This is a genomic window from Streptomyces sp. NPDC088747, from assembly GCF_044751025.1.
In the GTDB taxonomy this organism is placed as follows: Bacteria; Actinomycetota; Actinomycetes; order Streptomycetales; family Streptomycetaceae; genus Streptomyces.
In genome coordinates this window covers 171,445-192,661 of the sequence record NZ_JBIVKZ010000015.1, presented here as the reverse complement: position 1 = coordinate 192,661, position 21,217 = coordinate 171,445, and the positions used below count along the sequence as shown (strand labels likewise).

The window sequence follows — 21,217 nt, the reverse complement described above, 5'->3', positions numbered from 1 at the left end:
CAAGGACTCAAGGTGCATCACACGGAATGTCTCATGAGACATACGCAGCGCGAAGAAGGCGTCCACGCCGACCACGTGGCGGGGCTCATGGGCGTGCTGCGCGGGCGTTCGGTGGGCGCGATCGAGACAACGGGTCTGGAAGAACCGCCGGAACAGGCCGAGTTCGTGCGGAGGGAGGCCGCTGCACGCCACATCCCGGTGACGCGGGCCGTGGCGGGGGAGCGACGGCGTACGGGCGGACTCGACTGGCAGGTGCTGTGGCCGCCGCCGAGCCCGGCAGCGACGGAGGACGGCCCGAACGACGCCAGTGTCACCCTGCTCGTCAGGTCGGCGGGACTGCGGATGCTGCTGCTCGGAGATCTCGAACCACCGGCTCAGCGTGCGTTGTTGAGATCGTCGGCAGCCGCTGAGTTGGGAGGCGTGGATGTTCTCAAGGTCGCCCATCATGGTTCGGCCTACCAGGATCCGGACCTCATACGCAGGGTGGCTCCGCGGGTCGCGCTCATCTCGTGCGGCGGGGACAACCCGTACGGACATCCCGCGCCCAGCACGGTCGACGCGTTGCGGGCAGGGGGTGCCGTGGTGCTTCGTACCGACGAGGACGGGGCGTTGGCGGTCGTGGATGCGGGCGGAGGGCTGAGCGTGGCGAGACACTGAACTCATGAATTCCGCACAGGCCGACGCCTACCTCCGCAGGATCGGGGCTCAGTACCCCGCGTGGCCCACGTCCGACGCGCTGCGCGAACTCCACCGCCGCCACTTGGAGACCGTGCCGTTCGAGAACCTTTCGATTCACCTCGGTGAGGAGATCGTGCTGGAGGAGAAGAGGCTGCTGGACAAGCTGGTCGGTGGGCGCAGGGGTGGCTTCTGCTACGAAGTGAACGGGGCGTTCGGAGCGTTGCTGGGGGCGCTGGGGTTCGACGTCACGCTGCTGGCGGGGAGGACGTACGACGACGAGGGGCGGCTCGGGATTCCGTACGACCATCTCGCGCTGCGGGTGCGGACGGTGGACGGGGGCGACTGGTTGAGCGACGTCGGGTTCGGGGCGCTCACTCTCTATCCGCTGGTCTTCGGTGACCGGGGGGAGCAGCAGGATCCCGGGGGCACGTTCCGGGTCGTCGAGGCGGGGCCGGACGCCGCCGGGGTACGGGGGGCCGGCGGGTCGCGGGAGAGGGAGGATCTCGATGTCATCCGGGATGGTAAGCCGCAGTACCGGCTGGAGGTGCGGCCGCGGGTGCTCGGGGATTTCGTGACCGGGGCCTGGTGGCACAGCACCTCGCTGACGTCGCACTTCGCACGGTCGCTGGTCTGCTCGCGAGTCACCGATGACGGCGGAAGGATCACGCTGAGCGGTCGAAGCCTCACGGTGACGGCGGCCGACGGGACGAAGGAGGTGTCGGAACTGGCAACGGACGAAGAGGTGTTGGCGACCTATCGCGACCGATTCGGGATCGAGTTGAAGCGGGTGCCGGAGGTCCGGAAGGTGGCCGGGACGGGAGAGATGGGGGAGGCAGGTGGAACGGTTGCTGAGGGGGAGGTGGGCTGAGCGCACCGGCTGATTCGGGGGCGGTGGCCGACCCGGGCGTCGGGGGCTTCGGGCGTATCGGAAAATGTCTGCGTGAGCGATGTGAGACATGTGCTGGTACTGCCCGACCGTGATGCCGCGGAAGAGGCCGCGCAGGCACTCGGTGACAGGTTCGGCCTCGACGAGGAACCGCGGCTCGTGCGGGACGCGCTCGCCGGCGAGGACGACGCCGAGGACGCGCAGTGGCTGCTTTTGCTCCGGGATGCCGAGGAGCGGCTCGACCCGAAGGAGGTGGACGAGTTCGCGGGGGAGTGGGACGGCTGGCGCGAGGAGCCGTAGGGCTCTGCTGGGGTGGGGGCGGTGTCGTGCCGCTCGCCGCTCGGTGCGGGGGATCGTCGTCCGCCGCGGCCAAGCCCGGCCGGGTGGTCGGGTCAGGGCGCGGGTTGTCCAGGGCGTGGTTTGCGCGTGGGTTGGTGGGCTCGCGGTGGGTAGGCATGAGGTCGGCGAGCGTTCCCGGCTGCCACGCCGCCCGGCTTCTCGGTTGGCCCAGCTTCCCGGTCGGCCCGGCTTCTCGGTCGGCCCGGCTTCCCGGTCGGTCTCGCCTCCCGCCTCCCGGCTTTCCGGTCGCCCGCCTCGCCCGCCTCGCGGCTTCCCGGCTTTCCGGCTTTCCGGTTGCTCGGACCGTGGTGTCAGTGGCGCGTGGGATGCTTGGCGGGATGGCCAGGAAGACTGCTGACGATGACCTGCTCGCTCCCGTGACGCTTGCCGTGGGCCAGGAGGATCTGTTGCTTGACCGCGCCGTGCAGGCGGTGGTGGCTGCCGCGAGGGCCGCCGACGCGGACACGGATGTGCGGGATCTGAGCCCGGACCAGTTGCAGCCGGGGACGCTCGCGGAGTTGACGAGCCCGTCGCTGTTCTCCGAGCGGAAAGTCGTGGTCGTGCGCAATGCGCAGGATCTGTCGGCCGACACGGTCAAGGACGTGAAGGCGTATCTGGGGGCGCCCGCCGAGGAGATCACTCTGCTGCTGTTGCACGCGGGTGGGGCCAAGGGCAAGGGGCTGCTCGACGCCGCGCGCAAGGCGGGGGCGCGGGAGGTGGCGTGTCCCAAGATGACGAAGCCGGCGGATCGGCTGGCGTTCGTGCGGAGTGAGTTCCGGGCGCTGGGGAGGTCGGCCGCGCCCGAGGCGTGTCAGGCGCTCGTGGACTCCATCGGGAGCGACCTGAGGGAGCTGGCCTCGGCGGTGTCGCAGTTGACGGCGGATGTCGAGGGGACGATCGACGAGGCCGTTGTCGGGCGGTACTACACCGGGCGGGCCGAGGCGTCGAGTTTCACCGTGGCCGACCGGGCTGTGGAGGGCCGGGCCGCGGAGGCGCTGGAGGCGTTGCGGTGGTCTCTGTCGACCGGGGTGGCTCCGGTGCTGATCACCAGCGCGTTGGCGCAGGGGGTGCGGGCGATCGGGAAGTTGTCCTCCTCGAGGGGTGGGCGGCCGGCTGATCTCGCGCGTGAGCTGGGGATGCCGCCGTGGAAGATCGACAGGGTCCGGCAGCAGATGCGGGGGTGGACCCCTGATGGGGTCGCCGTCGCCCTGCGGGCTGTCGCTGACGCCGACGCCGGCGTCAAGGGGGGCGGGGATGATCCCGAGTACGCCCTGGAGAAGGCCGTCGTCGTGATCGCCCGGGCCGCGCGGTCCCGACGGGGGTAGGTACCGGCACCGGTGTCGGGCCTGGGCCTGGGCCTCGGGTCCCGATAGGGGGGCAGGTGTCGGGGGCCGGAAGTTTTTTCGCCCCCTCCGCCCCTACCCGTCCCTTGTTCCCGGGGCTCCGCCCCAGACCCCGCTCCCGGCCTGGTCCCTGTCTCCGAGGCTCGGCGTCGAAGCCCGTCCCTGCACCCGGGGCTCCGCCCCAGACCCCGCCCCTGCACCCGGGGTTCCCCCCCACCCCTCACCTCCACCCCTCCTCAGACACCCGAGCGGCCAACTCTGAGCATGCCAAAAACCCCGCCTCGCTCCCGGGGAAGGGAGGGAGAGCGGGGTCCTGGTTCACGATGTTGGAGCCACGCCCGCGTGGCGAACGCAGATCGTGCGTGGGTCCAGGGGTGCCGGTCAGGAGCGGAAGAGAGGGCCCGCTGGGTCCTTTCCGGCGGTCAAGTCGGGTTGGAATCAGCCCTTGAGGGAAGCAACCTTGGAAGCAAGCGCCGACTTCTTGTTGGCGGCCTGGTTCTTGTGGATGACGCCCTTCGAGACGGCCTTGTCGAGCGCGCGCGAAGCATCGCGCGTGTACTCGGTGGCCTTCTCGACGTCACCGGCGGCAGCGGCCTCGCGGGCCTTGCGGATCGCGGTCTTCAGGGAGGACTTGACGGCCTTGTTGCGCAGCCGGGCCTTCTCGTTGGTCTTGATCCGCTTGATCTGGGACTTGATGTTCGCCACGAATGAGCCTTTACAGGTTCAGGCGCGCGAGACATGACGTCTCACACGCCGTTTGATTTCCTTGGGTGTGCCTCCTGCAGAGAGGGCACGAGACACAGCCACCCAGGCTACCAGTGCTCCCCCGACCGGCCCAAACCGGTCGCAGCTCTCCGCCCATGGGACCATGGAGCCTACGTATCGATCCGACCCGAGGCGACAGGCGCCTCAAGAGACAGGACCCTGCGTGCCCGCGACCCCTAACAATGTGCCCGAGCCGAGCCGTACCGACCCGGCTCTGATCCGCAATTTCTGCATCATCGCGCACATCGACCACGGCAAGTCCACGCTCGCCGACCGCATGCTCCAGCTGACCGGGGTGGTCGAGCAGCGGCAGATGCGTGCTCAGTACCTCGACCGTATGGACATCGAGCGCGAGCGTGGCATCACGATCAAGTCCCAGGCGGTCCGGCTGCCCTGGGCATCGTCGGAGGATCCGGGCAGGACCCACATCCTCAACATGATCGACACCCCCGGGCACGTGGACTTCACGTACGAGGTGTCCCGGTCGCTCGCCGCCTGCGAGGGGACCGTCCTCCTCGTCGACGCCGCCCAGGGCATCGAGGCGCAGACTCTCGCCAACCTCTACCTGGCGATGGAGAACGACCTCAAGATCATCCCCGTACTGAACAAGATCGACCTGCCGGCCGCGCAGCCGGAGAAGTTCTCGGAGGAGCTCGCCAACCTCATCGGCTGCGACCCCGACGACGTGCTGAAGGTCTCGGCCAAGACCGGGCTGGGCGTCGAGGCGCTGCTCGACAAGGTCGTCGCCGAGATCCCGGCGCCGATCGGTGTCCAGGACGCCCCCGCGCGCGCGATGATCTTCGACTCGGTCTATGACTCCTACCGCGGTGTCGTGACGTACGTCCGAGTCATCGACGGGCAGCTCAACAAGCGCGAGAAGATCCGGATGATGTCCACCGGCGCCACCCACGAGCTGCTGGAGATCGGTGTCTCGTCCCCCGAGATGACGCCGGCCGACGGAGTGGGCGTCGGCGAGGTGGGCTACATCATCACCGGGGTGAAGGACGTCCGGCAGTCCAAGGTCGGTGACACCATCACCACCCTGCACAAGGGGGCGACCGAGGCGCTCGGCGGGTACAAGGACCCCAAGCCCATGGTCTTCTCCGGGCTGTATCCGCTCGACGGGTCGGACTACCCCGAGCTGCGCGACGCGCTCGACAAGCTTCAGCTCAACGACGCCGCGCTCGTCTACGAGCCGGAGACCTCCGCCGCCCTCGGCTTCGGCTTCCGCGTCGGTTTCCTGGGGCTGCTGCACCTCGACGTGATCCGTGAGCGGCTGGAGCGTGAGTTCGGGCTCGATCTCATCGCGACCGCGCCGAACGTGGTGTACCGCGTCGACATGGAGGACGGCAGCGAGCACGTCGTCACCAACCCGAGCGAGTTCCCCGAGGGGAAGATCGACAAGGTCTTCGAGCCGATGGTGCGGGCGACGATCCTCGCGCCCTCCGAGTTCATCGGCTCGATCATGGAGCTGTGCCAGACCCGGCGCGGCACCCTGCTCGGCATGGACTACCTGTCCGAGGACCGGGTCGAGATCCGCTACACGCTGCCGCTCGCGGAGATCGTCTTCGACTTCTTCGACCAGCTGAAGTCCAAGACCCGCGGCTACGCCTCGCTCGACTACGAGCCCACCGGCGAGCAGGCCTCCAGCCTGGTCAAGGTCGACATCCTGCTGCACGGCGACAAGGTGGACGCCTTCTCGGCGGTGACGCACAAGGACGCGGCGTACGCGTACGGAGTGCGGCTCGTCGCCAAGCTGCGGGAGCTGATCCCGCGGCAGGCATTCGAGGTGCCGATCCAGGCGGCCATCGGGTCGCGGGTCATCGCCCGCGAGACCATCCGCGCCATCCGCAAGGACGTCCTCGCCAAGTGCTACGGCGGTGACATCTCGCGTAAGCGGAAGCTGCTGGAGAAGCAGAAGGAAGGCAAGAAGCGGATGAAGATGGTGGGCTCTGTGGAGGTTCCGCAAGAGGCCTTCATCGCCGTGCTGTCCAGTGACGAGGACAGCGGCTCGGGCAAGGGCAAGAAGTAGACACGCGGTATGCCGTTCGTCCCAGGCGTTCACAAGGGTCCGTCGCGCTCCGGCGTGACGGGCCCTTGCGCGTACGTCGGGTCGCGCTCTGTAGGAAGTGACAGGCCGCCGACTCTTACGCGGTGGCCGGGCGGGCTCTACTCTGATCACTGCTCCATAGTTACTCGTGAGTTAAACAACGGTTCGCGAGTGAACGGACGAGTCAGACGCGCAGCCGCAACCAGTCAGCCACAACCAGGCAGCCGCACCCACTGTCGCGGGCCCCGGAGGATGTCGTGAGCGACACACAGACCCTGATCGAGAACCGTCCGCCGTCCGTGGCGGCCCTCTTCCTGGAGCGTGTGGCGGCCACGCCGGACGCCGAGGCCTACCGCTACCCCGTACCGGCCGCCTCGGGCGAGGGCCCGGACGACTGGAAGTCGATGAACTGGGCCCAGGCCGCCGAGCGGGTCTTCGCCGTCGCGGCCGGGCTGATCGAACTGGGCGTGCAGCCCGAGCAGCGCGTCGCGCTCGCCGCCTCCACCCGGGTCGAGTGGATCCTCGCCGACCTGGGCATCCTGTGCGCGGGCGCGGCCACGACCACGGTGTATCCGCAGACCAACGCCGAGGAGTCGGCGTTCATCCTCTCGGACTCCGGGAGCAGGATCCTGATCACGGAGGACGCCGCGCAGCTCGCCAAGGTGGCGGAGAAGCGCGCCGAGCTTCCCGAGCTGACGCATGTCGTGGTGATCGACTCCGCGGGCGTCGAGAGCAGCGACTGGGTCCTCACCCTCGCCGAGCTGGAGGCCCGTGGCGCCGCCCATCTGGAGAAGAACCCCGACCTGATCAAGGAGAAGGTCGGCGCGATCACCGCCGACCAGCTCGCGACGCTGATCTACACCTCGGGCACCACGGGCCGCCCCAAGGGTGTCCGCCTTCCGCACGACAACTGGTCGTACATGGCGAAGGCCATCGCCGCGACCGGACTGCTCGGCCCCGAGGACGTGCAGTACCTGTGGCTGCCGCTCGCGCACGTGTTCGGCAAGGTGCTGACCTCCGGCCACATCGAGATCGGGCACGTCACGGCCGTGGACGGCCGGGTCGACAAGATCATCGTGAATCTTCCGGTGGTGCGGCCGACGTACATGGCGGCCGTGCCCCGCATCTTCGAGAAGGTCTACAACGGCGTCGCGGCCAAGGCGCGGGCCGGCGGCGGCGCCAAGTACAAGATCTTCCAGTGGGCGGCCGAGGTCGCGCGCGAGTACGCGAAGGTCAGCCAGGACAACTTCCGCCGTACCGGCACCGCCTCCGTGCCCTTCGCGCTCGGCGCCAAGCACAAAGTCGCCGACACGCTCGTCTTCGCCAAGATCCGCGAGGCCTTCGGCGGCAACATGCGCGCCTGCGTCTCGGGCAGCGCGGCGCTCGCGCCCGAGATCGGCTACTTCTTCGCCGGCGCAGGCATCCACATCCTGGAGGGGTACGGCCTCACCGAGTCCTCCGCCGCCTCCTTCGTGAACCCCGGCGAGGCCTACCGCACCGGCACCGTCGGCAAGCCGCTGCCCGGCACCGAGGTGCGGATCGCGGACGACGGCGAGATCCTGCTGCGCGGCCCCGGCATCATGGAGGGCTACCACGGGCTGCCCGAGAAGACCGCCGAGGTGCTGGAGTCCGACGGCTGGTTCCACACCGGTGACATCGGCGAGCTGTCCCCGGACGGCTACCTCCGCATCACCGACCGCAAGAAGGACCTCATCAAGACCTCGGGCGGCAAGTACATCTCGCCCGCCGAGGTCGAGGGCCAGTTCAAGGCCGTGTGCCCGTACGTCTCCAACATCCTGGTGCACGGCGCCGACCGGAACTTCTGCACCGCCCTGATCGCGCTCGACGAGCCGTCGATCCTCGAATGGGCCAAGGAGAACGGCCTGGAGGGCAAGTCGTACGCCGAGGTCGTCGCCGCGCCCGCCACGGTCGGCCTCGTCGAGGGCTACGTCAAGGAACTCAACGAGGGTCTCCAGCGCTGGCAGACCATCAAGAAGTTCCGGCTGCTGCCCCGGGACCTCGACATCGAGCACGGCGAGGTCACCCCGAGCCTGAAGCTGAAGCGACCGGTCGTCGAGCGCGAGTACAAGCACCTCATCGAGGAGATGTACGCCGGTTCGCGCGAGGCCTGATCACGCGCGGCCGGTTTGCGCGAGGCTTGATCGCGCGCGGCCGGTTCGCGCGAAGTCTGGTCGCGCCACGCCTGAGCACGCGAGGCCTGAGCACGCCAAGCCTGGCCGCAAGTACGGCGTGAGGGCGGTGCCTTGGAGAACGACGGGCGCCGCCCTTCCCCTACCGGGGAGCCGCCCCTCCCCTGCCGGGGATCTCGCCCTCCGCCTACCGCGGGCCCCGGCCCCTGCGCATCTCCCGCAGCAGTTCCGCCATCTGCCGTACCTGGTGGCGCAGTTCGAAGACGTCCTGGAGGCTGCTGGCCGCCATGGACGTCTCGATCTTCCTGAGGCGGCCCGCGAGTTCGTCGAACTGTTCCTGTTCGCGGGCGAGCAGCCGCTCCAACTGCTGGTTCTTGCGGTGGAGGTCGAGGAAGACGGTGACCTTGGCGCGCAGCACCCAGGGGTCGAAGGGCTTCGTCAGGTAGTCGGCGGCTCCGGTCGCGTACCCGCGGAAGGCGTAGCCCGCGTCGGCGTCGGTGCCGGTCAGGAAGATGATGGGGACGTCCTTGGTCTGGTCGAGCCGCTTGATGTTCGCGGCCGTCTCGAAGCCGTCCATGCCGGGCATCCGGATGTCGAGCAGCACGACGGCGAACCGCTGCCGCAGCAGGGCCTTCATCGCCTCCTCACCCGAACGCGCGCGCACCAGCGGCTCGTTGAGGGACCCCAGGACGGCCTCAAGGGCGATCAGGTTGTCCTCCATGTCGTCGACGAGGAGGATGCTGGCGCGCTCGTCGGTCGTTTCCTCAGCGCTCATGGTGACTGTGCCTCACTCAGTCGTCGGCGGGATCGCGGGCTCCCCTGATGTGCTCGGTCCCGGTACAACAGGTACTGCGGTCTCGGCAGCGGGGCTCTCCGGAGGCTCCGTGTCCTCCGGGTCGAGGAGCGCGCAGACGACCGTGAGCAGTTGGTCGACGTCCACCGGCTTGGGCACGTAGTCGTTCGCGCCCTGGGCGATGGACTTCTCGCGGTCTCCCGGCATCGCCTTCGCGGTGAGCGCGACGATGGGCAGCCCCGTCCAGCGGGGAGTGCGGCGGATGGCGGAGATCGTCTCGTAGCCGTCCATCTCCGGCATCATGATGTCCATCAGGACGAGTTCGACGTCGGGGTTGCGCTCCAGGGTCTCGATCCCCTCGCGGCCGTTCTCCGCGTACAGGACGGGCATGCCGATTCGGCCGAGTACGTGGGTGAGCGCGAAGACGTTGCGGATGTCGTCGTCAACGATCAACACCCGGCGCCCCGGCAGGACTTGTCCCGCCCGGCCGGTCTTCCACGCCTCCAGTTTGGTGGGCGTGGGCCAGGTGTCGTCGGTGTCGTGGGCGGTGTAGGGCTCGGTGGACAGCTCGGGCACGGGCAGGTCGTGGTCCTCGTGGGTGGGCCCGGTCGCCGCGTGTCCGGGGCTGATGACGGGGACGTACAGCGTGAAGGTGGAGCCCTTGCCGGGCTTGCTCTCGGCGACGATCCGGCCGCCGAGCAGCCCGGCGATCTCGCGGCTGATGGACAGGCCGAGGCCCGTGCCCCCGTACTTGCGGTTGGTGGTGCCGTCGGCCTGCTGGAACGCCTCGAAGATCACCGGGAGTTTCTCCGGGGCGATGCCGATTCCGGTGTCGGAGACGGCGAAGGCGATCACGTCGTCGCTGTTCTCGCGGGTGTGGACGTGGTCCGGGTCCTTGAGGCGGTTGACGCGCAGCTCGACCCGGCCGGTCGCGGTGAACTTGATGGCGTTGGAGAGCAGGTTGCGCAGGATCTGCTGGAGCCGCTGCTCGTCCGACCACATCTCGCGCGGTACGTCCTCGCCGACCGCCACCTCGAAGGCGAGCCCGCGGTCGAGGGTGAGCGGGCGGAAGGTGGCGTGGACGTAGTCGAGCAGTTTGATGAGGGGGAGCTTCTTGGGCCGTACGTCCATCCGGCCGGCCTCGATCTTCGACAGGTCGAGGATGTCGTTGATCAGCTGGAGCAGGTCGGAGCCCGACCGGTGGATCGTGGTCGCGAACTGCACCTCCTGGTCGGAGAGATGGCCGTCGGGGTTGTCGGACAGCAGGCGGGCGAGGATGAGCAGGGAGTTCAGCGGGGTGCGCAGCTCGTGCGACATGTTCGCCAGGAACTCCGACTTGTACTGCGAGCTGGTGGCCAACAGGGCCGCCTTCTCCTCCAGTTCGGCGTTGGAACGCTGCAGTTCCGCCTGCTGCGACTGGAGTTCGTCGGAGCGGTCCTGGAGCTGGATGGCCAGCCGCTGGGACTCCCCGAGCAGGGACTCGGTGCGGGAGTTGGCGATGATGGTGTTGATCGCGACGCCGATGGTGTTCACGAACTGGTCGAAGAAGGCCAGGTGGACGTCGGAGAAGCGGGAGAACGAGGCCAGTTCGATCACGCCGAGGAGCTTGTCCTCGAAGAGGATCGGGATGATGACGACGCTCGCGGGAGCGGCCTCGCCCAGACCGCTGTTGATCTTGATGTAGTCCGGCGGGGCCTCGTCCACCAGGATCCGCTTCTTCTCGCGGGCGGCCTGCCGGACCAGCCCGTGCACCGGCATGCCGCCCGTGTCCACGGTCGCGCCCTGCGCCGAGCCGTACCCCGCGATGAAGGCGAGACCCTTGGCGGGGATGGCGGTGCGCAGGCTGTCCTCCTCCGGATCGGCCAGGAAGAAGGCGCCGTACTGCGCGTTCACCAGCGGGGTCAGCTCGCGCAGGATCAGGTCGGCGACCTCCATCAGGTCGCGGTGGCCCTGCATCAGCGCGGCGAGGCGGGCGAGGTTCGATTCGAGCCAGTCCTTCGCGCGGGTGGTCTCGCGGAGGTTGGCCACCATCAGGTTGATGTTGTCCTTGAGCTCGGTGACCTCTCCCTGGGTCTCCACCGTGATGGAGCGGGACATGTCGCCCTGGGCCACCGCGGAGGCCACCTCGGCGATCGCGCGGACCTGGGTGGTCAGGTTGAGCGCCAGCTCGTTCACGTTCGTCGTCAGACGCTTCCAGGTGCCGTACACGCCCTCGACCCGTGCCTGGCCGCCGAGTTGGCCCTCGGAGCCGACCTCCCGGGCCACCCGGGTGACCTCGGAGGAGAAGGAGGACAGGGTGTCGACCATCGTGTTGATGGTGGTCTTCAGCTCCAGGATCTCGCCGCGCGCGTCCACGTCGATCTTCTTGGAGAGGTCGCCCTGGGCGACGGCGGTGGCGACCTGCGCGATGTTCCGAACCTGCGAAGTCAGGTTGTCGGCCATGTAGTTGACGTTGTCGGTCAGGTCGCGCCAGACGCCGGAGACGCCCAGCACCTGGGCGCGGCCGCCCAGCCGGCCGTCGGTGCCGACCTCGCGGGCGACGCGGGTGACCTCGTCGGCGAAGGCGCGCAGCTGGTCGACCATCGTGTTGACGGTGTCCTTCAGCTCAAGGATCTCGCCGCGCGCGTCGACGGTGATCTTCTTGCCCAGATTGCCGTTCGCGACGGCGGTGGTGACCTGGGCGATGTTGCGGACCTGCGAAGTGAGGTTCAGAGCCATGAAGTTGACGTTGTCGGTGAGGTCCTTCCAGACCCCGGACACGCCCCGCACCTGCGCCTGGCCGCCGAGGTTGCCTTCCGTGCCGACCTCGCGGGCGACGCGGGTGACCTCGTCGGCGAAGGCGGAGAGCTGGTCGACCATCGTGTTGATGGTCGACTTGAGCTCCAGGATCTCGCCCTTCGCCTCGACGGTGATCTTCTTGCCCAGGTCGCCCTGGGCCACCGCCGTGGACACCAGGGCGATGTTGCGGACCTGCGAGGTCAGGTTGTCCGCCATGAAGTTGACGTTGTCGGTGAGGTCCTTCCAGACGCCCGACACCCCGCGCACCTGGGCCCGGCCGCCGAGGTTTCCCTCGGTGCCGACCTCGCGGGCGACGCGGGTGACCTCGTCGGCGAAGGCGGAGAGCTGGTCGACCATCGTGTTGATGGTGGACTTCAGTTCGAGGATCTCGCCCTGCGCGTCGACGGTGATCTTCTGGCTCAGGTCGCCGTTGGCCACCGCCGTGGTGACCTGTGCGATATTTCGAACCTGTGACGTGAGGTTGGACGCCATGAAGTTGACGTTGTCCGTCAGGTCCTTCCAGACGCCGGAAACCCCCCGCACCTGAGCCCGGCCGCCCAACTGGCCCTCGGTCCCCACCTCGCGGGCGACGCGCGTCACTTCGTCGGCGAAGGCGGAGAGCTGGTCGACCATCGTGTTCACGGTGAGCTTCAGTTCGAGCAGTTCGCCGGTCGCCTCGACGGTCACCGTGCGGGTCAGGTCACCGCGGGCCACCGCCGTCGTCACCAGGGCGATGTCCCGGACCTGGGCCGTCAGCCGGGACGCCATGGTGTTGACCGCCTCGGTGACATCCCGCCAACTGCCGGACAGGCCCGTCACCTTGGCGCGGCCACCGAGCCGCCCCTCGGTACCGACCTCGCGCGCGACCCGGGTCACCTCACCGGTGAACAACGACAACTGGTCGACCATCTTGTTGACCGCGCGCCCGAGCCGGCGCAGATCGCCCCGCAGTTGACGGTTGCCGTCGTGCAGGTCGACCCGCTGGGTCAGGTCACCGCCGGCCACCGCGTCGAGGACCCGCGTCGCGTTCGCCGCGGGCGCGACCAGGGCGTCGAGCAGCTGGTTCACGTCGTTGACCCTGGTCGTCCAGCTGCCCTGACCCGGGCTCGCCGCGAGGCGTTCGTCCAGGCGGCCGTGGCGTACCAGCTCCCGGCGGACGCGCTGCACCTCGGAGTTGAAGTGGGAGCTGCGGTCCATGATCTGGTTGAACATCGTGCCGAGATCGGCCACCACCCCGTGGCCCGTCTCCGGCACCTTCCTGAAGTCACCGTCCCGCGCGGCCGTCATCGCGGCGAGCAGTGGGCGCAGCTCCGACGCACGAATCCGGCCATCCTCGATGCCCTCTTCGAGTCCGTCCGCTACGAGCCCGTCCGCAGGACCGTCTTCGAGCACACGCATACCACTGTTCTCAGTCATGGCGGCCCACTTCGGTAACTCGGCGCTTATGGGCAGGGCCAGTCTGTCACTGTGTCCGCATCGGCTGAGGCCTATTCGTCCGAACTGCTCAGGGAGCCGCACCGTGGGGGCCATCGGGACGCAACGGGTATTCAAGGCGCGTGCGCCCGATGCGCCCGCGCACCACCGTGCCGGCCTTGACTCGGTCGCCCGCACCTCGCTGCCCGGCACCCCGCTCGCGCCCGGAGCCGCCCGTGACTTCCTGCGCGCCGCCTTCGCCGAGTGGGCCGAACTCGGCTCGTACGGCGCCGAGATGATCGACGACCGGCTCACCGGCGACGCCATGGTGGTCGTCAGCGAACTCGTCACCAACGCCGTCGTGCACGCTGGCACCGACGTCGAGCTGGCGTGCAGCGTCAACAGCACCGACGAGGATTCACCCGGCCCGCTGGTGATCGAGGTGTCCGACCATCACCCCGCACGGGCGATACGCGACGACAGTGCCGAACAGCCCTACGACGTACCGGAGTACGGGCGCGGCCTGCGGCTCGTCTCCGCGCTCTCCGACGCCTGGGGGATCACCTACCGCACCGGAGTCAAGACCGTCTGGGCGCGGCTGCCCATGGGCCTGGGCGGCGAGATGCTCCAGGGGATCGACGGGATCGGGGAAACCGGCGGGCGGACAACGGCGTACACGGCGTACGACGGTGAACGGGCCCTGGAACAAGGGCTGAGGGCCGCCGATACGCCCGCCCCGGCGCCCAGACACAGCACCCAGCAGGACCAGGACTGGCTCAACCGCGGCGCCCTCTCCTTCCTCGCCGAGGCCTCCGACCTGCTCGCCGGGCAGCTCGACGAGGACCTCGTCGCCGCGCTCGCCGGACAGCTGATCGTGCCGCGCCTCGCCGACTGGTGCGCGGTGTGGCTGGAGGACGAGGCCACCGACCGGGCCGGCGGACTCGGCCTGGCGCTCGGCCCGCGGCTGGCCCGTGTCTGGCACGGCAGCGAGAACCGCATCGAGGACCTGCGCCGCGCCCTGGAGAAGGACCCGCCCCGGCTGCCCGACTCGGTGCGCTCCAGAGCGGTGCCGGTGCCCTGGCCGGGGGAGGCACCGGCGCCGGGCGGGCAAGCACCGGCTCCGGGTGGGGAGGTGCGGGCGCCTGCGCAGGCGCGAGAGGCGCCGGCAGAGGAGGTACCGGCTCCGGACCGGGGAAGCGGGGCCGCCCTCGCCTACCGGCTGATCGCCGGCGGGCGTCCGCTGGGCACGCTCGTCATCGGGCGGGCCGGACCGGCCGGCTTTCCCGACGAGATCACGGGACTCGTCGAGGACCTCAGCCGCCGCATAGCTCTCGCCATCGGCGCGGCCCGCCAGTACGCGCGCCAGGCCACCATCAGCAGGGTCCTCCAGCGCGGCCTGCTGCCCGGCGCGGTCGCCGAGATCCCCGGCGTGCGCAGCGCCCTCGTCTACGAGCCCCTCGACAAGGGCGGCCCCAGCGGCGACTTCTACGACCTGTTCCCGGCCGCCGACGGCCGCTGGTGCTTCGCGGTGGGCGACGTCCAGGGCAAGGGGCCCGAGGCCGCCGTCGTGATCGGGCTGGCCCGGCCCTGGCTGCGGCTGCTGGCCCGCGAGGGGTACGAGGTCCCCGATGTCCTCGACCGCCTCAACCGGCTTCTGCTCGACGACGCGACGGAGGCGGCGGACGCGGCGGCCCGCGCGCTCGTGGCGGCGGGCGGGCCGGGACTCGGCGCCGACTCCGGGCCGCAGACGCGCTTCCTCTCCATGCTGTACGGCGAACTGGTGCCCTTCGACGGCGGTGTGCGCTGCACCATGGCCTCCGCCGGACACCCGCTGCCGCTGGTGCTGGGCCCCGACGGCGAGGTGCGCGAGGTGGCCGGGCCGCAGACCCTCCTCGGCGTCTTCGAGGACGTGACGTACGTCTCCGAGACCTTCGAGCTGTACCCCGGCGACACCCTGCTGTGCGTCACGGACGGCGTGACCGAGCGCCGCAGCGGCTCCCGCCAGTTCGACGACGACGACGGTCTCGCCGAGGCACTGGCGGGCTGCACCGGCCTGAGCGCCGAACTCGTCGCGGAACGGATCCGCGGGCTCGTCCACGAGTTCGGCGCCAAGCCGCCGGAGGACGACATGGCGCTGCTGGTGCTCCAGGCGGAATAGCGGCTCCCGTACGGCCGCGGGAAGAGTTCCCGCGGCCGTACCGGACAATGGAAGGCATGCCTTCCGCACTCCCCGACGGTGAGCCCGTCCCCGACGACGGGGCGCTGCCCGCGCACGCCCTCGCCGGTGCCGCCGACCGTCCGCTCGGGTTCTACCTCCACGTGCCGTACTGCGCGACCCGCTGCGGCTACTGCGACTTCAACACCTACACGGCGACCGAGCTGCGGGGCACCGGAGGCGTGCTCGCCTCCCGCGACAACTACGCCGAGACGCTGATCGACGAGGTCCGGCTCGCCCGCAAGGTCCTCGGCGACGACCCGCGACCCGTCCGTACGGTGTTCGTCGGCGGCGGTACGCCTACCCTGCTGCCCGCCGCCGATCTCGTACGGATGCTCGCCTCGATCCGTGACGAGTTCGGGCTCGCGGACGACGCGGAGATCACCACCGAGGCGAACCCGGAGTCCGTGGACCCGGCGTACCTCGCCACCCTGCGGGCCGGCGGCTTCAACCGGATCTCCTTCGGCATGCAGAGCGCCCGGCAGCACGTGCTGAAGGTCCTCGACCGCACGCACACGCCCGGCCGGCCCGAGGCCTGCGTCGCCGAGGCCCGCGCGGCCGGCTTCGACCATGTCAACCTCGACCTGATCTACGGCACGCCCGGGGAGTCCGACGACGACTGGCGCGCCTCGCTGGACGCGGCGCTCGGTGCCGGGCCCGACCACGTGTCCGCGTACGCGCTCATCGTCGAGGAGGGGACGCAGCTCGCGCGGCGGATCCGGCGTGGGGAGGTGCCCATGACGGACGACGACGTCCACGCCGACCGGTACCTCATCGCCGACGAGGTGTTCTCCGGGGCGGGCTTCGACTGGTACGAGGTGTCCAACTGGGCATCGTCCGAGGCGGGGCGGTGTCTGCACAACGAGCTGTACTGGCGCGGGGCGGACTGGTGGGGGGCCGGGCCGGGGGCCCACAGTCATGTGGGCGGGGTGCGGTGGTGGAACGTGAAGCATCCCGGGGCGTATGCCGGGGCTCTCGCGGCGGGGCGGTCGCCCGGGGCCGGGCGGGAGCTGCTGTCCGGGGAGGATCGGCGGGTGGAGCGGATTCTTCTTGAGCTGCGGTTGCGGGAGGGGTGTCCGCTGTCGCTGCTCCGGCCGGAGGGGCTGTCCGCCTCGCGGCGGGCGTTGTCCGAGGGGCTGCTGGAAGTCGCCCCCTACGACGACGGGCGGGCTGTCCTCACCCTGCGGGGGCGGCTCCTCGCCGACGCGGTCGTCCGCGACCTGGTCGACTGAGGGCTACTTTCGCCCCCTCCGCCCCTTCCCGTCCCGAACTCGGGGGCTCCGCCCCCGAACCCCCGCTCCTCAAACGCCGGAGGGGCTAATTTCTTTTCAGCCCGTCCGGCGTTTGAGGACGAGCGCGTCAGCGCGATGCGGGGGTCTGGGGGCGGCAGCCCCCAGGTACGGGACGGGAAGGGGCGGAGGGGGCGAGGAAACGCGCTGGGGTCTACTCCGGTGTCGTCACGAAGTCGATCAGTTCCTCGACGCGGCCCAGGAGCTCCGGTTCCAGGTCCTTGTAGGAGCGTACGTGGGACAGGATGTGCTGCCAGGCGGCGCCGGTGTTGTCGGGCCAGCCCAGTGCACGGCAGACGCCGGTTTTCCAGTCCTGGCCGCGTGGGACGCGGGGCCAGGCGGCGATGCCGACGGAGGCGGGCTTCACGGCTTCCCAGATGTCGATGTAGGGATGGCCGACGACCAGGGCGTGGTCGCTGGTGACCGCGGCGGCGATGCGGGACTCCTTGGTGCCGGGCACGAGGTGGTCGACGAGGACGCCGAGACGGGCATCGGGCCCGGGATCGAAGTCGGCGACGATCGCGGGCAGGTCGTCGACGCCCTCCAGGTACTCGACGACGACGCCCTCGATGCGCAGGTCGTCGCCCCAGACGCGTTCGACGAGCTCGGCGTCGTGCCGGCCCTCCACGTAGATCCGGCCGGCCCGCGCCACCCGCGCCCGCGCGCCCGGCACCGCGACCGATCCGGAGGCGGTGCGGGAGGGACGTACGGGCGCCCCGGCCGCCGGGCGGACCAGCGTCACCACCCTGCCCTCCAGGAGGAAGCCGCGCGGCTCCATCGGGAAGACCCGGTGCTTGCCGAAGCGGTCCTCCAGCGTCACCGTGCCCGCCTCGCAGCGGATCACCGCGCCGCAGAAGCCGGTGCCGGGTTCCTCGACCACCAGACCGGGGTCGGCCGGGACCTCGGGCACGGGCTTGGGCTTCTTCCACGGCGGGGTCAGGTCCGGAGAGTACTGGCGCATTCGGATGACGATAGGAGAAGCGGGGCCCCGATGGCGTACGGCCTCCTACGACACGCCGAAACGGGCGGCCAGCGCGGTCCGTTGGGCCCGGACGAACGCCGCGTCGACCACCGCTCCGTGACCGGGCACGTACACCGCGTCCTCCCCGCCCAGAGCGAGCAGCCGGTCCAGTGCCGCCGGCCACCGGGACGGCACGGCGTCGGTGCCCGCCTGGGGTTCGCCCGACTCCTCCACCAGATCGCCGCAGAAGACGACCGCGGGCTCCGGCGGCGATCCCGGTACCAGGACCACCAGGTCGTGGCCGCTGTGGCCGGGACCGAGGTTCGCGAGCAGGACCCGGGTGCCGCCGCCCAGGTCCAGGGTCAGCTCTCCGGAGACGTGGTGGCGGGGGCGTACCAGCAGGTCGGCGGCCTCGGCGGCCTCCCGCGGGTCCAGGCCGTTGCGTACGGCGTCCCGGCGCAGTTCCTCGCGGCCGTGCGCCAGGACCGTGTCCAGGCCGACCGCCCCGAACACCTCCACGCCCGCGAAGGCGGCCGCGCCGAAGACGTGGTCGAAGTGCGGATGGGTGAGCGCGAGATGAGTCACCCGACGGCCGGTGGCGGGCCGCGGGAGGACATCCGGGGCGGGACGGGCGTCCGGAGCTGCACGGGCGTCCGGGGCTGGACGGGCATCCAGAGCTGGACGGGCATCCGGGGCCGGTCGCGCCCCCGGCGGCAGGCCGGCCACCCCGCCAAGCAGCCCCCGTGCCTCGCCGGGCTGCCCCTGCGCTAGGCCGGGCAGCTCCCGTGCCTCGGTGGGCTGCCCCTGCGCCCCGCCGGGCAGCTCCCGTGCCCCGCCAAGCAGCCCCCGTGCCTCGCCGGGCCGCCCTTGCGCTCCGCCGGGCAGCTCCCGTGCCTCGCCGGGCCGCCCCTGCGCTCCGCCAGGCAGCCCAGGCCCCCCGCCGAGCAACCCCCGCCCCCCGCCAAGCAACCCCCGCGCCTCGACGCGCAACCGCGCGCCCTCCCGCAGGCTCGAACCCGCGTCGATCAGCAGCGCTGCTTCCTCGCCCGCCACGAGCCCGACCGTGCAGTCCCAGTCCGGAAGGCGTCGTCGGCCGGTCCGCGGCGTGAGTCTCTCCCACCCCGCCTCTTCCCAAGTCACGCTCATGGGCAGACGCTAACGGCGAGGAGGGCCTCGGCACGACCGGGCGGGGCCGCCCTTGCCGGGGGCGTACCTCCCCGCCGTACACTGGCCGGGGACCGTTGGCACTCGCATGCATTGAGTGCCAAGGGGAAGGACCGCGAGGACAGACCGAGGCGACGACATCTGGAGGTGCGCGCGATGCTCAGTGAACGCAGGCTCGAAGTGCTGCGCGCCATCGTCCAGGACTACGTGGGGACGGAGGAACCGGTCGGTTCCAAGGCCCTCACCGAGCGGCACCGGCTCGGGGTCTCCCCGGCGACGGTCCGCAACGACATGGCCGCCCTGGAGGACGAGGGTTACATCGCCCAGCCGCACACCAGCGCCGGGCGCATCCCCACCGACAAGGGCTACCGGCTCTTCGTCGACAAGCTCGCGGGCGTCAAGCCGATGACCGCGCCCGAGCGGCGGGCCATCCAGAACTTCCTCGACGGCGCCGTCGATCTCGACGACGTCGTCGGGCGGACCGTGCGGCTGCTCGCGCAGCTCACACGGCAGGTCGCGGTCGTGCAGTACCCGTCCCTCACCCGGTCGACAGTGCGGCACGTGGAGCTGCTGTCGCTGGCACCGGCCCGCGTCATGCTCGTCCTGATCACCGACACCGGCCGGGTCGAGCAGCGGCTGATCGACTGTCCGGCGCCCTTCGGGGAGACGTCTCTGGCGGATCTACGCGCGCGGCTCAACAGCCGGGTCGCGGGCCGTCGCTTCTCGGACGTTCCGCAACTGGTGCAGGACCTGCCCGACGCCTTCGAGGCGGAGGACCGCGGCGCGGTCACCACGGTGCTCTCCACCCTCCTGGAGGCGCTCGTCGAGCAGACCGAGGAGCGGCTGATGATCGGCGGCACCGCCAATCTGACCCGGTTCGGACATGACTTCCCTCTCACCATCAGGCCCGTCCTGGAGGCACTGGAGGAGCAGGTCGTGCTTCTCAAGTTGCTTGGTGAGGCGGGGGATTCGGGCATGACCGTACGGATCGGTCATGAGAACGCGTATGAGGGACTCAACTCCACGTCCGTCGTCTCCGTCGGCTACGGTTCGGGCGACGAGGCAGTAGCGAAACTCGGCGTGGTCGGACCGACCCGCATGGATTACCCCGGCACGATGGGAGCGGTACGAGCGGTGGCACGGTACGTCGGACAGATCCTGGCGGAGTCCTGAGTGGCCACGGACTACTACGCCGTACTCGGCGTGCGCCGCGACGCGTCCCAGGACGAGATCAAGAAGGCGTTCAGGAGGCTCGCCCGCGAGCTGCACCCTGACGTCAATCCCGACCCGAAGACGCAGGAGCGCTTCAAGGAGATCAACGCCGCCTACGAGGTGTTGTCGGACCCGCAGAAGAAGCAGGTCTACGACCTCGGCGGCGACCCGCTGTCCCAGGCGGGCGGCGCGGGCGGCCCCGGTGGCTTCGGCGCCGGCGGCTTCGGGAACTTCTCGGACATCATGGACGCCTTCTTCGGCACGGCGTCGCAGCGTGGCCCCCGGTCACGCACGCGGCGCGGCCAGGACGCCATGATCCGGCTCGAGATCGAGCTGGACGAGGCCGCCTTCGGCACCACGAAGGACATCCAGGTCGACACGGCCGTCGTCTGCGCCACCTGCAACGGCGAGGGCGCCGCGCCGGGAACCTCCGCGCAGACCTGTGACATGTGCCGCGGTCGCGGTGAGGTGTCGCAGGTCACCCGGTCCTTCCTCGGCCAGGTCATGACCTCGCGGCCCTGCCCGCAGTGCCAGGGCTTCGGGACCGTCGTCCCGAGCCCCTGCCCGGAGTGCGCGGGCGACGGCCGGGTCCGGTCACGCCGGACGCTGACCGTCAAGATCCCGGCCGGCGTCGACAACGGCACCCGGATCCAGCTCGCGGGCGAGGGCGAGGTAGGCCCCGGCGGCGGCCCCGCCGGTGACCTGTACGTCGAGATCCACGAACTCCCGCACGCCGTCTTCCAGCGGCGCGGCGACGACCTGCACTGCACGGTCACCATCCCGATGACCGCGGCGGCCCTCGGCACCAAGGTGCCGCTGGAGACGCTCGACGGCATGGAGGAGATCGACATCCGTCCGGGCACGCAGTCCGGGCAGTCGGTCCCGCTGCACGGGCGCGGCATCACGCACCTGAGGGGCGGCGGGCGCGGTGACCTCGTCGTGCACGTCGAGGTGATGACGCCGTCCAAGCTCGACGCCGAGCAGGAGCGCGTGCTGCGCGAGCTGGCGGTGCTGCGCGGCGAGGAGCGGCCTGTCGGGCAGTTCCAGCCCGGTCAGCAGGGGCTGTTCTCGCGGCTGAAGGACGCTTTCAACGGTCGCTGAGGAGACCCCGCCCCGCTCGCCGGGGCGGGGTCTCCTCAGCTCCGGGCCGTACCCGCCGCGGCGGGTGTGTGGTGGCTCGT

General features: G+C 70.3%; 14 protein-coding genes and 2 pseudogenes. 10 read left to right on the top strand and 6 right to left on the bottom strand.

The genetic code is table 11. The features are described from left to right. Positions 1-63: 63 nt before the first annotated feature. The 4 genes and pseudogenes from ACIP79_RS30810 to holA form a co-directional block, all read left to right on the top strand. Positions 64-657, top strand: a pseudogene (locus tag ACIP79_RS30810) (ComEC/Rec2 family competence protein); the annotation flags it as partial. A gap of 4 nt (positions 658-661) precedes the next feature. Continuing rightward, positions 662-1,546 (top strand): arylamine N-acetyltransferase, encoded by an 885-nt coding sequence (locus tag ACIP79_RS30805; protein ID WP_401228383.1) that lies wholly within the window; start codon positions 662-664, stop codon positions 1,544-1,546. Positions 1,547-1,618: 72 nt separating this feature from the next. After that, on the top strand, positions 1,619-1,864 hold the full coding sequence (locus tag ACIP79_RS30800; protein ID WP_401228381.1) for a hypothetical protein: 246 nt from the start codon (positions 1,619-1,621) through the stop codon (positions 1,862-1,864). A gap of 377 nt (positions 1,865-2,241) precedes the next feature. After that, positions 2,242-3,228 carry a DNA polymerase III subunit delta gene (holA, locus tag ACIP79_RS30795; protein ID WP_401228379.1) on the top strand — a complete coding sequence of 329 codons (987 nt, stop codon included), beginning with the start codon at positions 2,242-2,244 and terminating at the stop codon, positions 3,226-3,228. 456 nt (positions 3,229-3,684) lie between these two features. Here holA and rpsT read toward each other — a convergent pair whose 3' ends face one another. Next, the gene (rpsT, locus tag ACIP79_RS30790; RefSeq protein WP_121403109.1) at positions 3,685-3,951 is read right to left on the bottom strand and encodes a 30S ribosomal protein S20; all 267 of its coding nucleotides are present in this window, start codon (positions 3,949-3,951) and stop codon (positions 3,685-3,687) included. Between the two features lie 223 nt (positions 3,952-4,174). On the opposite strand from rpsT, the gene lepA reads away from it, so the two are divergent. Together lepA and ACIP79_RS30780 are read left to right on the top strand one after the other, a co-directional pair. Continuing rightward, positions 4,175-6,043 carry a translation elongation factor 4 gene (gene lepA / locus ACIP79_RS30785; RefSeq protein ID WP_383686699.1) on the top strand — a complete coding sequence of 623 codons (1,869 nt, stop codon included), beginning with the start codon at positions 4,175-4,177 and terminating at the stop codon, positions 6,041-6,043. Between the two features lie 275 nt (positions 6,044-6,318). Beyond that, the gene (locus ACIP79_RS30780) at positions 6,319-8,193 is read left to right on the top strand and encodes an AMP-dependent synthetase/ligase (RefSeq protein ID WP_401228377.1); all 1,875 of its coding nucleotides are present in this window, start codon (positions 6,319-6,321) and stop codon (positions 8,191-8,193) included. Between the two features lie 205 nt (positions 8,194-8,398). Here ACIP79_RS30780 and ACIP79_RS30775 read toward each other — a convergent pair whose 3' ends face one another. After that, a complete protein-coding gene (locus tag ACIP79_RS30775) occupies positions 8,399-8,986 on the bottom strand; it encodes a two-component system response regulator (protein WP_401228375.1) in 588 nt (195 codons plus the stop codon). Between the two features lie 12 nt (positions 8,987-8,998). Further along, positions 8,999-13,069, bottom strand: coding sequence for a HAMP domain-containing protein (locus ACIP79_RS30770; protein ID WP_401228470.1), 4,071 nt, complete (start codon positions 13,067-13,069; stop codon positions 8,999-9,001). A 232-nt stretch (positions 13,070-13,301) separates the two neighbouring features. Between ACIP79_RS30770 and ACIP79_RS30765 the strand changes: the two genes are divergently transcribed. Together ACIP79_RS30765 and hemW are read left to right on the top strand one after the other, a co-directional pair. Then, positions 13,302-15,353 (top strand): SpoIIE family protein phosphatase, encoded by a 2,052-nt coding sequence (locus tag ACIP79_RS30765; RefSeq protein WP_401228373.1) that lies wholly within the window; start codon positions 13,302-13,304, stop codon positions 15,351-15,353. Between the two features lie 56 nt (positions 15,354-15,409). Continuing rightward, on the top strand, positions 15,410-16,642 hold the full coding sequence (gene hemW / locus ACIP79_RS30760) for a radical SAM family heme chaperone HemW (protein WP_383686709.1): 1,233 nt from the start codon (positions 15,410-15,412) through the stop codon (positions 16,640-16,642). A gap of 211 nt (positions 16,643-16,853) precedes the next feature. Here the strand turns inward: hemW and ACIP79_RS30755 are convergent, their stop codons facing one another. From ACIP79_RS30755 to ACIP79_RS30745, 3 genes and pseudogenes are all read right to left on the bottom strand, one after another. Beyond that, entirely contained in the window at positions 16,854-17,660 is an 807-nt protein-coding gene (locus tag ACIP79_RS30755) for a DUF3097 domain-containing protein (RefSeq protein WP_401228371.1), read from the bottom strand. Positions 17,661-17,705: 45 nt separating this feature from the next. After that, a complete protein-coding gene (locus ACIP79_RS30750) occupies positions 17,706-18,398 on the bottom strand; it encodes an MBL fold metallo-hydrolase (protein ID WP_401228468.1) in 693 nt (230 codons plus the stop codon). A 216-nt stretch (positions 18,399-18,614) separates the two neighbouring features. Next, positions 18,615-18,806 (bottom strand): annotated as a pseudogene (locus ACIP79_RS30745) (MBL fold metallo-hydrolase); the annotation flags it as partial. A gap of 174 nt (positions 18,807-18,980) precedes the next feature. Between ACIP79_RS30745 and hrcA the strand changes: the two are divergent. Further along, the gene (gene hrcA, locus ACIP79_RS30740) at positions 18,981-19,997 is read left to right on the top strand and encodes a heat-inducible transcriptional repressor HrcA (protein WP_383684968.1); all 1,017 of its coding nucleotides are present in this window, start codon (positions 18,981-18,983) and stop codon (positions 19,995-19,997) included. Then, complete coding sequence (dnaJ, locus tag ACIP79_RS30735; protein ID WP_401228369.1) at positions 19,998-21,137, top strand: molecular chaperone DnaJ; 1,140 nt, start codon at positions 19,998-20,000, stop codon at positions 21,135-21,137. Positions 21,138-21,217: the final 80 nt, after the last annotated feature.

Coding starts and splice junctions, on each gene's coding strand:
- ACIP79_RS30805 (WP_401228383.1), top strand. CDS start 662: ATGAATTCCGCACAGGCCGACGCCTACCTCCGCAGGATCGGGGCTCAG.
- holA (WP_401228379.1), top strand. CDS start 2,242: ATGGCCAGGAAGACTGCTGACGATGACCTGCTCGCTCCCGTGACGCTT.
- ACIP79_RS30775 (WP_401228375.1), bottom strand. CDS start 8,986: ATGAGCGCTGAGGAAACGACCGACGAGCGCGCCAGCATCCTCCTCGTC.
- ACIP79_RS30770 (WP_401228470.1), bottom strand. CDS start 13,069: ATGACGGCCGCGCGGGACGGTGACTTCAGGAAGGTGCCGGAGACGGGC.
- hemW (WP_383686709.1), top strand. CDS start 15,410: ATGCCTTCCGCACTCCCCGACGGTGAGCCCGTCCCCGACGACGGGGCG.
- ACIP79_RS30755 (WP_401228371.1), bottom strand. CDS start 17,660: ATGCGCCAGTACTCTCCGGACCTGACCCCGCCGTGGAAGAAGCCCAAG.
- hrcA (WP_383684968.1), top strand. CDS start 18,981: ATGCTCAGTGAACGCAGGCTCGAAGTGCTGCGCGCCATCGTCCAGGAC.